Here is a 13,684-nt window from a genome sequence, read left to right as displayed (position 1 = left end):
ATGGCTACGCAACGGCGTTTTTGTTAAGCGTGAGGTATTCAGATGGCGACACGTTGTATTTGGCTTTGAACGCCCTGGCAAAATAATTAGGATTAGAAAAGCCGACTGCGTAGGCGATTTGGGCTATTTTCATGTCGTTTTTTTGCAAAAGAGACAGTGCCTTTTTCAACTTCAGCGACCTGACGTACTCAACGGGGGTTTCACCCGTCATGTTTAGTACTTTGGCATACAGCGTGCTTCGGCTGACAAACATGGCCTTGCTCAATTCTTCAATCGAGAGGTTGGGGTTTTCGATGTTTTCTTCCACATAGCGCGTAAATTTCAACAAAAACTTCTCGTCTTCAGAGGCGACTTCTATTTCGGGGGTTTCTACCTGTATGTGTTTGCTGTACGTATTTTTTAGCAAACTGTTCAAACTGAGCAAGTTTTCGATTTTTATGCTCAATAAATGGAAGCTAAAGGGCTTGGTTAGGTAGTCGCTTGCGCCTGCTTCGAGCCCTTTTAGCTGCTCCGTTTCTTCTGATAAAACCGTCAGCATAATCACAGGAATGTGTTTGGTTCGGGTGTCATTTTTGATTTTTCGCACCATTTCAACCCCATCGACGCCTGGCATATTGACATCGCTTATGATGACTTGGGGGTGGTTGGCCAATGCTTTTTGCCAGCCTTGACGACCGTCAGACGCTTCAATGATTTTATATTTGGTTTTTAGGCTTTGTACCAAATAGGCCCTCAAATCATCATCGTCGTCAACAATCAACACAATGGGTTTTTCTAGCTTAGGTGGTTCTTTTGTGGCAAAGCTTCCGACCGAATCTAGTTTTTCGTTGGGCAGGTGCAAAGGGGTTGATTGTTCAAAATAAAGAGGCACCAACGGGAGAGTGATGATAAAAGCACTTCCAACACCTTCCTCACTTTCTACTTTGATGGCGCCACCGTGAAGCTTCACAAATTCTTGGGCGATAGATAGCCCAATGCCGCTGCCTTGATTTAGAATATCAGCGTGATTATTGGCTTGAAAAAAACGCTCGAAAATTTTATCTCGAATGTCGGCGGGTAATCCAATGCCCGTATCGCGTAAAATCATTTTTACGCCAGCATCGCCGTCGCCAGTAAGTTGAAGACTTACATTGCCGCCATCGTTAGTGAATTTGATAGCGTTGGAGAGGAGGTTAATCAGAATGCGTTCGAGTTTATCTTTGTCGAAAGTAGTATTATAATTTTTAAAAGCGCACACAAAATGCAACGCAATGTTTTTTCTTGTAGCAATGTATTTAAAAGCATCTACGATTTCTTGAACGAATGTCACCAAATCTCCTTCGGTTTTGTAAAGCGTAAGTTCGTTGGTTTCTATTCTTCTAAAATCCAATAACTGATTGACTAAATTCAGTAGCCTTTTGGCGTTTCTACTTATCAAATTTAACATTTCGAGTTTTTCAGTACTATTTTCCTGAAACATTAAATTTTCAATGGGATTTAAAACGAGCGTAAGCGGTGTTTTTAACTCGTGGCTTAGGTTAGTCAAAAACTTGATTTTGATTTTTTCAAGTTCCATTTTTTGCTCGGCATCGTGCCGTTCTTTTTCTATCAAATGCTTCATTTCTAGGCGTTCTTGTTTTCGCATGAAGTCATTTTTAAGCTTTTGAATAGAACTGCGCCGAATGGCCCAAATGGCCAGTAACGTGAGGAGAAAATAGCAAAAATAAGCGTAATAGGTACTCCAAAAAGGAGGTTTTACGGTAATATTAATCACTTTTTCGGGGGTCTCCCAAGAGCCATCTTCGCTGTGGGCTTTAAGCCTAAAAATATATTCTCCTGGGTCTAAATTGGTATAAACAGCCGTGTTTTTGGTGCCAACATCGTTCCATTCTTTATCAAATCCATCCAGTTTGTACGCGTACCTGTTTTCGTGCGGGGCGGTATAGTTTAAGGCAATAAAATCAATAGAGAAGTTTTGTTTATAGCTCAATACCATCTCTTTGGCCGTTAAAATAGGTTCTGTTATTTCGGCATTTTCTGTTGCATTTACCTGTTTATTGTTGATTTTTAGTACAGTAGTTACCAAAGGGGGAATGTTCTTTTTTTGGAAAATATCCGCAGATTTAAAGTAGTTAAAGCCGTTGAGTCCGCCAAAAAAGATTGTTTTATCGGACGTTATAAAACCAGCGCTAATGTTGAATGTACTTTGTTGGATACCGTTGTAAGGAGTAAAATTTTTGAAGGTTTTTTTAGCTATGTCAAATGAGCTTATTCCTTTGTTGGTGCTGACCCAGAGTTTCCCTTTTTCGTCCTCCACTATTTTATAAATGACATCATTGGACAAAGAATAACGTTCATCAAAACGTTCAAAGGTTTTGGTCTCTGGTTTGTATAAACATAGCCCACCGCCCAAACAGCCCACCCATATTCTGCCCGATTTGTCGCAGTGGATGGTCTGAACTCGGTCCATCGGAAGGCCGCTGTTGCCATAATTAAGCACCTGAAAACGGTTTTCGTTGGGAAAGTAAACGGCAATACCTGTCCCGTTTGAGCCAAACCATACGTTGCCAGATTTGTCTTGTTCGATGGATGTGATAAAATTATTGAGGGGGAATTTGGTGCCTGTAGCTCCAAAAATGGTTTCGCCATCCTCAATTTTACGGGTCGCAGGGTCGTAGCGAACTACCGCAATGCCGTTTGTCCCCATCCAGACTTTTCCATTTTTATCTGTTTTGAAACAATTGACAGGTACATCTTTGGTATCTTTTTCGTTTTTTGAGATGTGAAAATAAGTAGAAGCGCCTGTGGCGAGATTAACATTATACAAGCCACCTTGGTAGGTGCCTACCCAAAGGGTATTTTGATTTGTTTCGAGGGCAATAACAGACGACACATTGGCCCGTTGCTGAGGTAATCTGTAAGGCTTAATTTGACCTGTTTTTCGGTTGAAAATATTGATTCCTGTGCCTTCTGTCCCAATAAAAATGTCGCCAGTGGGGCTTTCAGCGAAACACATAACCGAGCTGCCAGTTAGGCCATTGGGGTCAAATTGCTTAAATTGTTTATGGTTAAAGAAAGCGAGATTGGTGTCATATTTATTGATTCCCCCTTGATTAATTGCCACCCAATAGATGCCAGCATCGTCGATATACACATCTCGCACCGACCGCCCCACGATGCTTGGTGTAAAGCTTGATTGTTCAACCAGGACGCTTTTAACGCGGGTGACGACGCCCGTTTTGGGGTTTAGGATGTCAAGGTTGCTTTCTGTCCCCACCCATAGGTGTCCATCTTTGTCGAATGCTACTTTATGGATGTGGTTATTGGAAAGGGTATTGGCGTCATTAGCGTCTGATTTATAACTGGTAAAACTATTTTTTGTACCATTCATCACATTTAACCCACCTTTATTAGTTCCTATCCAAAGTTGCCCATTTTTGTCTTCGGCAATGCACGTTATATGGTTGTCAGAGATGGAGCCTTGGCGATTGGGGTCACTGAGAAATCGAGTAAATTGGTCATTTTGGTTGTTATAAAGGTGCAGCCCATTGTCGGTGCCAATCCACATAGCGTGGCGGCTGTCCTCAAAAATACACCTAATGGTGTTTGAATTTAGCTTGGTGCGGTTGTTAGGGTTGGCTTGTAAAGCCTTGATTTTTTGGGTATTAGGGTCGAAAATAAACAGCCCAGCGTAGGTGCCTACCCATATTTTACCACTTTGGTCGGCACATAGGCTTATAATCCAACCTAACTTTGAAAAATCATAATTGATGAACGAATCTAAATTAAGGTTATAAGCCGAGAGGGTAAGGTTGGTAGCTAACCATATTTTTCCAGATTTATCTTGGGTCATTGCCACTACAGGCCCACGGCCAATACTCGTACTATCACGGTCATTGTGGTGATAGGCAACAAAGTTTTGGCCATCAAACCGGTTGAGCCCATCTTCTGTGCCAAACCACATAAAGCCATGTTTATCTTTTAAAATAGCATTGACGGAATTGGACGTTAGGCCATTTTTACTGCTGAAATTAATAAATTTATACTCTTTCTGCTGTCCATAAAGCAGGTGTACAAGACCGAAAAAGGCGAATAAAAAGGAAAATTTTTTCATGTTCATACCTAATGAAAGCAATCCCCCATCATTTTTTACATGTGGGGGATTGAAAAAGACCTTGTGCCTTGACGATTGATTACTTCATATTTGCTTTTACCGCTTCAGCTACCTGCGAATAAGCTAATTTTCGTACGTATTGTTGTGTCCAAAGTCCTACGGGGTCATCGGCTCTCCAGCTTGAGTTTGCGGGGCTGTCCAAGGGGCTCCAAATGGTGATGCCGTAGCGTTGCGCAGCTGGGATAATCTCAAAGTATTTGTCAATGACGTACTTGTACATTTCGGCTTGGGCTTTGTAATGCTCTTGAGTGGCCGCTGCCGTTTTTACGCCCGCTAAGCCAATGTCTAATTCCGAAATTTTAATCAACTTGCCTGTACCAGCCAAAAGTTTAAACATCTCGGAAATCTTGGTTTTGTCCGAATTGATGTCGATGTGCATTTGGGTACCGATACCGTCCACTTTTGCGCCTTTGCTTTCGATGTACTTTACGTATTCGATGATTCCCTTACATTTATCCAAATTATACTCAAGGTTATAATCGTTGATGAAAAGAATATCGTTGGGATTGCCATATTTCCTTGCCAATTGAAAGGCAGTGACGGCATAATCTTTACCCATGTAATCTTGCCAATAAAATTCGTCACCTTTGAGGGTTTTGCCTACGCCCGTTTTTAGCTCAAACGGTTTGGCGTCGTCCATGGGTTCATTGACTACATCCCACGCTTTCACATAGGGTTTAGAAACGGCCAACATCCCCGACATCCACTTGTCTAAAGCATTGGTAATAAGTGTTTTCTTTAATTCGGGTGCTTTTTCTTTTGTTTGAACACTTCCTGTGGCATTGTACTTTGTCAAAGAGATGTTATCAAAATAATAATTAGTAGCCGTTTTGCCAAGGTTAAAAGCAATGGCACCACAGGTAGCCATATCGGCCGTAACCGTGATTTCTTTGGTATAGGTAGTCCAAGTAGGTGTAGCGGCAATCGTTCCGAAAAAGTCCCAGTGCTTGTATGCACCAGGCGTTACGTGGGCCTGAGTTGGGTACGAAGCGGCAACATCGGCTTTCACATCCATTTTGAGTATGTATTTTTCACCCTGAACAGCTGCAGGAGAAAAACGTACAAAAAACTGTGCTTCCCAATCATTGGCCCGAACACTCGCGTTGGTTATTTTTAGTGCTCTTCCAGTGCCGTTGGCCCCGCTGCCAGCTGTCGTATAAGAGAGTACCGCATTGGCATTGCTTTGAAAATTAGTGGCTGCATCGGTTTCAAAATCGGCCGCAGTAATCAAATCCCACCCAGGCCCCGTTGACGACAAAATATCGGGAGCAATGACACTTTTCAAATAGGTCGCATTTTGGTTGGCGTGCCAGCACAGCGTATGCCCATAGACGGATGTTCCTGCTGCTTTGGCCGTTTCCAAAAGTTTGGCCACGTTGTCGAGGGCTAAATTGCCGTTTGACTGTACGACAGCCCCGTGTTTCATTTCGTAGCCGAGGGCAATTTCATCGAAATTCTTATTGGCCAACCGATACATCACGTTTTTGTTGTTGTAATCGGCCAACGAAAGGGCAACGCCCAACTTGAAATTTGGATGAGCATTACGGTTGATGTAAGATTTTAATGCGGGATAGGCATCAATATTCTCCTGAATAGCGGCACTTTCAGGCTTATCGACTTTGAAGTCAACGGGCTCAAAAGTGGTACATGAGGCTGCCACACAGGTGGTTAGCCCCAGGGCAAGTTTATGTATTTTTTTCATAAGATTACTGTTCTAATGGGGTCAAAAGTTATTTCGACACGGGTGTAAAAGTTTCCAATGCCACGGTGCGGTCACGCATCACGAGGGTGTCGGTCGTGGCTACTTTCATACCTGCCATGGTTATTTCGTACTTGAGGTACAACGCATCGCGGTCTTTATTACCCCAGCTGTTTTTCTCGCCCTTTTTGACAAAAGTGCCGCTTCCAATGGCGGTATAGTTGGGGGAGGCCGACGTGATGGTGCATTTGTTCTCTCCCTCAAATCGCATCAAGAGCGTAACGTTGACGTTTTTGCCGTCCTTGTCTTTGATGACCACAGGAAATTCAAGCTCACTCATCGACTTAGTGGAAAGCTTATTTACTTCGTCTTTCTCAACAAACTGCGCGTGGCGAACGATGGTCTGGTTTACGCTTCCCGTCACAACGTCTGTGCCGCGTCTGAGGTAGTTTCCATGCCAAGCGTTGACGTACTTGATGGCGTACAGCACAAAATTTTTGGTACGAAGAATAGAGTCGGCATCGGTTTGGGTTATTCTTAAGGGAATGACGTAGGTATTTTTGATGGATTTTGGGTCAGCAAAAAACGCATCGGTTAGCTGCACGTCCACTCCGCCTGATAATGTTCCCTTTGGAATAATAATTTGGTCAGATGCCAAGGAGTAATAGTTGGTTGGCATGGCGAGTATTTCGTCTTTGCCAGCTCCAAACAACATTCCACTTTTTAGCAAAGAGTTATCAACCGCCACCTTGACAGTGATGTCTCTTCGGCTTTCGTAAACCCCGCCCGTTGCTGCGTATATTTGGCATTTACGCTGGTTGTCTAAGTCAGTATTGACGTAGGTGTCTTCGCCGAAAGTGATTGTTCGTACGGGGTATTGGTAGGCAAAATAGACATTTTGGAATTTGTAATCAGGAAATATCTTTTCCTGATTACAAGAGGCAAGCCCAACCGTGAACAGTACCATTATTAAAACAAATCTCTTCATAAATTTAAAAATTTTGTCAATGATAAAAGAATCGTTGATGATTAGTTCCAGCCTTCGTTTTGTTCAAGTGCGGAGTATTTCAAGATTTCTGAATACGGAACAGGGCCATATTTCATGTGGGTTTTAAATACCCGGTCTTGAACTGCGGGCAGTATGGTATAAACACCGTTTTGAATACTCACACCTTTGGCGGGCTCAGTCAGGGTGGCGTTCCAACGGCGCAAATCCCAAAACCGAAACCCTTCAAAGCAAAGCTCCAGACGGCGCTCATCCCGAATGAGCTGACGCATGCTTTCTTTACTTGCTTTGGCACTTTCCAAATAAGGGTCGTTGTTGGTAAGGCCGATGCCTGCTCTTCTACGAATGGCTCGGATGACATCGTAGGCTGAGTAGGTATTGGCGCCTGTACCCGTAGGGCCAAAGGCTTCGTTGGCCGCTTCGGCGTAAGCCAAGGCGATTTCGGTGTAGCGGATGTGCGGTTTGTAGTGGCGCTGGTTGGTGGCCGATGTCGGGTTTAAGTTGACGTCTTGGCGGAGCAGTTTTCGCAAATAGTAACCTGTTCTGGTTGAGGTTTCTACCCGATTGAGGGCATCGTTGGTGGTGCCGTTGGCGGTGGTGTTAATAGCGGTGTTGTTGACGCCTGCCGTTGCCCCATTTACCAACACAAACATTCTCAAGCGCGGGTCGCGGTTGGTGTAAGGGTCTGCGGGGTTATAGCCACTGAGTGGGTTGCTAATGGGGTAGCCATTGAGCATTGGAAACGCATCGACTAGGTTTTGGGTAGGATTAATGCGCCCGTTGCCGAATAGAGTAGGCGGGAAATTGGCTTGTTCTAAGTCTCTATTTTCGCCCCAGTTGTTACGCCAGATAATTTCGGGTGGGTTGGCACCGTCTTTTAAGCTACCGATTTCGGCGGTATTCGAGTACCAAGTAAGGCCACTAGCGGCAGTGCTTGGAATGGCATTTAGCCCGCCGTTTAGGTTGAGGACGGCTGCGGCGGCATTGGCTGCGTCTGTCCATTTGGTGGCATTTCCAGTGTTGAAAGCAGGACTTGCCGCTAATAGGGCAACTTGTGCTCTTACTGCTTTGGCGATACGCCCCGTAAACAAACCGCTGAAGGTCACCCCAAAGGCCCGATTGTACTGCTCAAGCGTCACTTTTCCGTATTTGGCAGGAATCTGCGACTCTTGTCCCAGCGCAATGTCGCGGTAGTCGAGTGGGAGCTTAATATCAGCGCTGTCCAAATCCTGATAAATTTGTTTGAGGCAATCGTCGAAAGAAGCCCGTGGCAAATTGTAGTTATCGCTTGTGGTTTGTATTTTGGTCAAAATAGGTACACCGAGCATTTGCCCACTCACCCCTTTGCCTGCATGTGTTTGCAAAAGATGATACATCAACAACGCACGGAGCCCATAGGCTTCTCCCTTGATTCGGGTCGAAAATAGCTTATTTGCCACGGGATCGGCTACCCATTGTACCTTATCAACTTCCCCGAGTGTGATGTTGAGGTATTGAATCCCCGCAAAGCAGTTGGTCCATTGGTTGGCGGGGTTGTTGTTGGCCGTCCACTGGCCCGTTGCCATTTTGAGGTATCCGTTGTTTTGGTCATTGCTGACGGCATCGTCGGTAGCGACGTCATTGAACGACCATGAGTTGGTAGGAATCCTGTTGTAGCCATTGAGCAAAATACCAAATGGAAATCTTGAATCACTTGGTAAGTACGCACTGGCGTCTAGCTGCCTATTATTCTCAATGGCAGGTTCTAGGAGGTCTTGGCAGCCTGTCAGTAAAACAGTCGCACAAACCAGCATCTTTACTATTCCTTTATTGATACAGAACATAGTGTAACAGTCAAAAATGATTTTTAAAAAATTAGAACTGGGCTTTTATCCCAAGATTGAACAAGCGAGTTTGTGGTGCATTGCCTACGTTGAGTTCCATGATTTGTCGATTTTCAGAAACGGTCAGCAGGTTAAAGCCATTGGCATACACCCCTAGCTCACGCACAAACGATTTCGTTTTGAGGACATCTGACAAGTCGTAAGAGATTTGGACTTTTGTCAGGTCAAAACGATTGGTTTTGTACATCCAGAAATCAGAAGAACGGAAGTTGTTGTCGCTGTTTAAGGTGGTCAATCTTGGATAGTTGGCGGTCGATTTTGTTTCTTCTGTCCATCGTCCTCTCACTACTTCAGAATACTTATCTTCACCATCCACCCAGAAATAAGAGCTATTACGCATGGCATTTCCTCCAAAACGACCCGTACAAAGCGCGAAAAACGTAAGTTTTTTCCACTGAGCGGTGAGGTTTATGCCCAACGTAAGCGGAGAACCAAACCAGCCACCTTTTCCAAGGTAAACTTCGTCGCGGGTGTCGATGATGCCATCTCCATTTTGGTCTTTGTACTTAATGTCACCAGGTTTTACTTGGCCAAACGTTTGGGTAGGAGCGTTCACGATTTCATCTTGGTTTTGGAACAATCCTAAGCTTTGCAATCCCCACATTGTATCAAGTGGTTTGCCTTGGCGGTTTTGGTACGAGTTTTCGTACAATTCAGCTCTTTTGCTGGCAATGGCTTCGTAATACGTACCATTGAGGCCCATCGTCCACTGAACTTCACCGTATTTTTTGTTCAAACTTGCGCCAAAATCAAAGCCAACTCGCTTGTCGTCGTTGTAGTTGACAAACGGAATAAACGATGACACTGGCCAGCCAGTGGTAAAGTAGCTCGGGAACAAAACTGAGGCTTGAATAATGTTTCCAGAGAGTTTGTTGATGAAGAACGAACCATTGAGGGTCAGGAGTTTTTTGAAAAATGTCCCTTCAAATCCAAGGGTAATTTCTTCTCTTTTCGGAAATTTCATGTTTGGGTTATCTCCTCTTCTCGACTCGGTAGCCTGAATCCCTGTTCCGTCTTTCCAACCATACCACGACCCTGCGCCTGTGTAAACGCCTTGGTATAAAAAGTAGTTTTGGATGTCAAGGTCGGTGTGCAAAATACTGGCCGAGGCGGTGAGTTTCAGGTCATCAATGACACTTGAGTTACGGAGAAAATCTTCTTGGCTTACTCTCCAGCCCAATGAAACTGAGGGCGAAAGCGCCTGACGATTGCTCGGGGGGAGTTTGGCCGAATGGATGTAGGCCGCACTGAGGTCGAGATAATACTTGTGTTTAAAGTTGTAGCTGGCTAAAAAACCCAAGTTGGCGTTGCTGGTACGGTGATAAATGGCCGACTCCGACTGCTGAAACCCGTTGGCCAAGAGAATCGCCGACAAATGATGGTTACTGTTGAAGGTTCGGTCATAATTGAACTGACCCGAAAAGGCGATGGTTTGGCGATAGCGGTTTCCCGATACGTTTTGGGTACCTGAGCGTGCGTCTTGGTTATAAACGGTAAGGTTGCTAATGAGGTCAGTACCGCTGTATTTGTTCCAAGTTGGGGCATAGGTGGCATACGAATAATTGTACGCCAAGCTGTATTCGGTGGCATAATCGACGGCAAAAGCAGACTTGAAACTAAGCCCTTTGAGGACGTTTCTAAGGTCGGCTTTGATGCCAGTATTGAACTGGAATTGTCGGTTTGCGTATTGATTGTTTCCCCCCGAATAAATCGTAGCGATGGGGTTTGTTTGGTCTAATTGTGTACCACCAAGTAAATATTTTCCATCAATAATGTTGTTACTATTTTGAACAAATACCTGAGAAGCCGCGTCTTCTTTCTCAATCAGGTCAATGGGAATCAAGGGAGAAAAGCGATTGGGGCGAACCGTTGTGGCGCTGTTCCAAAAGTTTGCGTTTACCCCACGTCCTGTAAAGAAAATGGCCGTAGCATCGGCATTTACGCTGATAAATTCGTTCAACTTGATGTCGATATTGCCACGGAAATTAATGCGGTCGGAGTTGTTGTTGTTTTTAGCTTCGCCGAAGTTGAGGAGTGAGCCTGAGGTCGCATATCCTAAGTTGGTATAGTACCTTACGCGTTCGTTCCCACCCGAAATTTCCGCCGTTGCGTCGTAGCTTCCGTAGGCATTTTTGAGGTACTCTGGCGAGTAAAAGTCGATGTTTGGATAGCGGTATTTGTTGATACCCGAAGCATGATTGTAAATGTCTTGTTCGGTGTACAAATTCGTCAATCCATCATTTCTGCGTGCTTCGTTGTAGAGGGTCATGTATTCGGCCGAGCCCAAATAACGCGGAAATGCTTTTGGTACATTGGCACCGCTGTTGATTCTCAGGTCAAATTTGTTTTGCCCAACTCCTCCTCGTTTGGTGATGACGTTGATGACGCCTTTTGCGGCACGGCTACCATACAAAGCAACGGCATTAGCTCCTTTCAAAAAGACAATTTGGTCAATTTCAGTGGGTGCTACGTTGCCAGTTTCGCGAGGTACGCCATCAATCATAAACAAGTAACTGCCCATCCCCCAGTTACTATTGCCATTAAAACCTGGAATCAGGGCTTCCATGTCGGCAAGGGTATAGGTGAAATAGTTTTTAGAAAGCAGTTCTTGTACGTTTACCGAAGCCACGCCTCCCAGCAAGTCCTTTTTATCAACATCACGAAAAGCAATGCGTACTTGCTCGTTGATTTCTTCGGGGGTCATTACGATTTCATTGACAGGGCTCGTTGAGGTAATGAATTTAGTTTTAAAGCCAGGGGCCGTGATGGAGAGCATTTCGTTTTTCGGTACTTCGATGGTGAATGTACCCGTGGCATCGGTCACAGTTGCTTTTCCGACTTCATCGGAGCTTTTTACCACAGCACCACTGATGGGCTGTTTGTTGGTGCCAACGATGGTGGCTTTGATTTTAATAGGCGCAGTGTTTTGTCCTATCACATGGGCTTTGGGTAAAGCCAGTAGGAGACACAAGCCCAACACGATTTTTATAAACTTCATTGCTTATTCGTTTATCAATTGATTATCTCGTTTTAGAAAGTCGCAAACCTGTTACCAGCCAGGGTTTTGAGGGAATTCCAAGTACAAATTCACATCGTTTACCTTGAGGGGCAACCAGTTGTGTTTTTCGGTGAACCTGCGTTCGAGGATGACACTTTCGCGAAGGTTTAGGACGCGGTTATCTTTCGGGTCTTTGGCAGGGTCAAGGGGAGTAGCACGGTCAAATTCAATTGATTTTTTGAGCGTATAAGGGCTTTTGGCAATCAAAAGCCAGCGGCGGAGGTCGTTGAAACGGTGGCCTTCAAACGAAAGCTCAACTGCCCGCTCGCGGCGTAGTTCTTCCATGTATTTGTCCAATGAACCCAAGAATTGTGCATCTACGCGGCCAACACCAGCACGTTCTCTGATGACATTGACGGCATCGACGGAGGTTTTGCTGTAGTTTGTTGACTTGCCCGCCGATGAGCCATAGCCTTGGGCGGCAGCTTCGGCATACATCAAGTAGATATCGGCCAAACGCATGTAGGGTAAGTGAACGTGAAGGCTTTTGTCGTAGCCGTAGCCTTGGTCGTACTTGTTGGCAGTACGTGGCACAAATTTGAACAACAAGTAGCCCGTACGGCTTCCCGTGGCGATGTCGCGGTAGGAGCCTCCAGTGTGTAAGTTGGCATAACGGTTGTTGGCCTCATTGGCGTTAGGGATGCTCCCTGCAACCATGCGGACGCCGTCAAAAACAATGTCGTTGTAAAAACGTGGGTCGCGGCCTCTCCAAGGATATTCTGGGTTATAACCTGACTCAGGGTCGGCTTTTGTAATGTCTTTGATAGGCAAGCCATTGGCCATTCCGTAGTAGTTGACGTAGTTGGAGGTTGGCAAGAATTTGACGTCTCCTTCGCTGATAATCAGTGGGCTATATTGCTTGCTTGTGCCCCAGTTGGAGCTATTAGCGCCATAATAAGGCCCACGGAAGATGGCCTCAGTAGCACCTGGGATTTGCCAGTTTTGTCCTGTGGTATAGAAATTGGTATAAAACTGATTAAAAGGCACCAATTTGTGCGGTGCTTCGCCACTTTCACACAGTTTAAGTAGTTCACCAAATGCTTCCGCTGCTTTTTTGCAATAATCGGCATTGTACGAAGTACCCCCACCCGATACAGAATTCATCAACGGACTACCAGCCCAGAGGTAATTTTTCCCTAAATACCCAAGCGCCATGATTTTGTTGATACGCAGTTGGTTTTTGCCTAGGGTTCTTTTTCCAGCGGTTGTATTGTCCCAGTCAGTAGGCAATAAGTTGGCAGCTTCTCTAAAATCAGCGGCGGCTTTATCGGCACATTCGCTGTATTTGAGGCGAGGAAGGGTGAGTTTTTCATCACCAGGGAGCACTTGGTCAATGTAGGGAAGCCCACCAAAGTACTGCATAAACATGAAGTGATACCAGCCTCTGAAAAACAGCAACTGCCCTTTGATCAAGTCTTTTTCTTCTTGGGTAGCATCGGTTAGTTTATCCAAATTGGCGAGTCCCAAGTTGGCTTTTCGGATGCCATACCAGCCCAATCCCCAAAGCGACTTGGTGAAGCGGTCGTCGTTGGTTGAGTTGTTGTTTCTGTCCATCCAACCAGCTTGCCAGCCGTCAAAATTGCGTTGCCAGCCCCAGAAATCACCGTTTTCGATTTTGACACCAAAGTGGAAGTTTTGGGCGGTCGATTGGATTTCGTCTTCTCCCCAGTTCCAAGAATTGGTCCAGTAGCCATTTGAAAAGTCGGGAATGGTATGATAAAGCTCCTCGGTAAAGCCTTGGAAGTTGACAAAGTTTTTAAACGCATCTTTTTCAGATACGAGCGATTGTGGATCACGATCCAAAAAATGTGAGCATGAAGTAACCCCAAAAGTCAGGGAACAAACTGCCGCTACGCAGAAAAGTTTTATTCTCTTTTTCATGATT

6 protein-coding genes are annotated in these 13,684 nt (G+C 45.0%); all 6 read right to left on the bottom strand.

Translation table 11 applies throughout. From position 1 onward, the window contains the following. Window positions 1-4: 4 nt before the first annotated feature. The 6 genes from AC23P2_RS26145 to AC23P2_RS26120 all read right to left on the bottom strand — a co-directional run bounded on the left by AC23P2_RS26145 (window position 5) and on the right by AC23P2_RS26120 (window position 13,680). On the bottom strand, window positions 5-4,093 hold the full coding sequence (locus AC23P2_RS26145) for a hybrid sensor histidine kinase/response regulator transcription factor (protein WP_487775922.1): 4,089 nt from the start codon (window positions 4,091-4,093) through the stop codon (window positions 5-7). A gap of 79 nt (window positions 4,094-4,172) precedes the next feature. After that, window positions 4,173-5,855 carry an endo-1,4-beta-xylanase gene (locus AC23P2_RS26140; protein WP_487775921.1) on the bottom strand — a complete coding sequence of 561 codons (1,683 nt, stop codon included), beginning with the start codon at window positions 5,853-5,855 and terminating at the stop codon, window positions 4,173-4,175. Window positions 5,856-5,883: 28 nt separating this feature from the next. Beyond that, window positions 5,884-6,840, bottom strand: coding sequence for a DUF5627 domain-containing protein (locus tag AC23P2_RS26135; protein WP_487775920.1), 957 nt, complete (start codon window positions 6,838-6,840; stop codon window positions 5,884-5,886). A 41-nt stretch (window positions 6,841-6,881) separates the two neighbouring features. Next, window positions 6,882-8,681 (bottom strand): RagB/SusD family nutrient uptake outer membrane protein, encoded by a 1,800-nt coding sequence (locus AC23P2_RS26130; RefSeq protein WP_487775919.1) that lies wholly within the window; start codon window positions 8,679-8,681, stop codon window positions 6,882-6,884. 31 nt (window positions 8,682-8,712) lie between these two features. After that, complete coding sequence (locus tag AC23P2_RS26125; protein WP_487775918.1) at window positions 8,713-11,739, bottom strand: SusC/RagA family TonB-linked outer membrane protein; 3,027 nt, start codon at window positions 11,737-11,739, stop codon at window positions 8,713-8,715. Between the two features lie 51 nt (window positions 11,740-11,790). Next, entirely contained in the window at window positions 11,791-13,680 is a 1,890-nt protein-coding gene (locus AC23P2_RS26120) for a RagB/SusD family nutrient uptake outer membrane protein (RefSeq protein WP_487775917.1), read from the bottom strand. Window positions 13,681-13,684 lie beyond the last annotated feature (4 nt).

The sequence above is a fragment of the Runella sp. R0.1_18 genome (assembly GCF_057652155.1).
This window is presented reverse-complemented; position numbering and strand designations above follow the sequence as displayed.

Excerpts from the sequence above, each read along its gene's own strand:
- AC23P2_RS26130 (WP_487775919.1), bottom strand. The coding sequence starts at position 8,681 with ATGTTCTGTATCAATAAAGGAATAGTAAAGATGCTGGTTTGTGCGACT.
- AC23P2_RS26135 (WP_487775920.1), bottom strand. The coding sequence starts at position 6,840 with ATGAAGAGATTTGTTTTAATAATGGTACTGTTCACGGTTGGGCTTGCC.
- AC23P2_RS26120 (WP_487775917.1), bottom strand. The coding sequence starts at position 13,680 with ATGAAAAAGAGAATAAAACTTTTCTGCGTAGCGGCAGTTTGTTCCCTG.
- AC23P2_RS26145 (WP_487775922.1), bottom strand. The coding sequence starts at position 4,093 with ATGAAAAAATTTTCCTTTTTATTCGCCTTTTTCGGTCTTGTACACCTG.
- AC23P2_RS26140 (WP_487775921.1), bottom strand. The coding sequence starts at position 5,855 with ATGAAAAAAATACATAAACTTGCCCTGGGGCTAACCACCTGTGTGGCA.
- AC23P2_RS26125 (WP_487775918.1), bottom strand. The coding sequence starts at position 11,739 with ATGAAGTTTATAAAAATCGTGTTGGGCTTGTGTCTCCTACTGGCTTTA.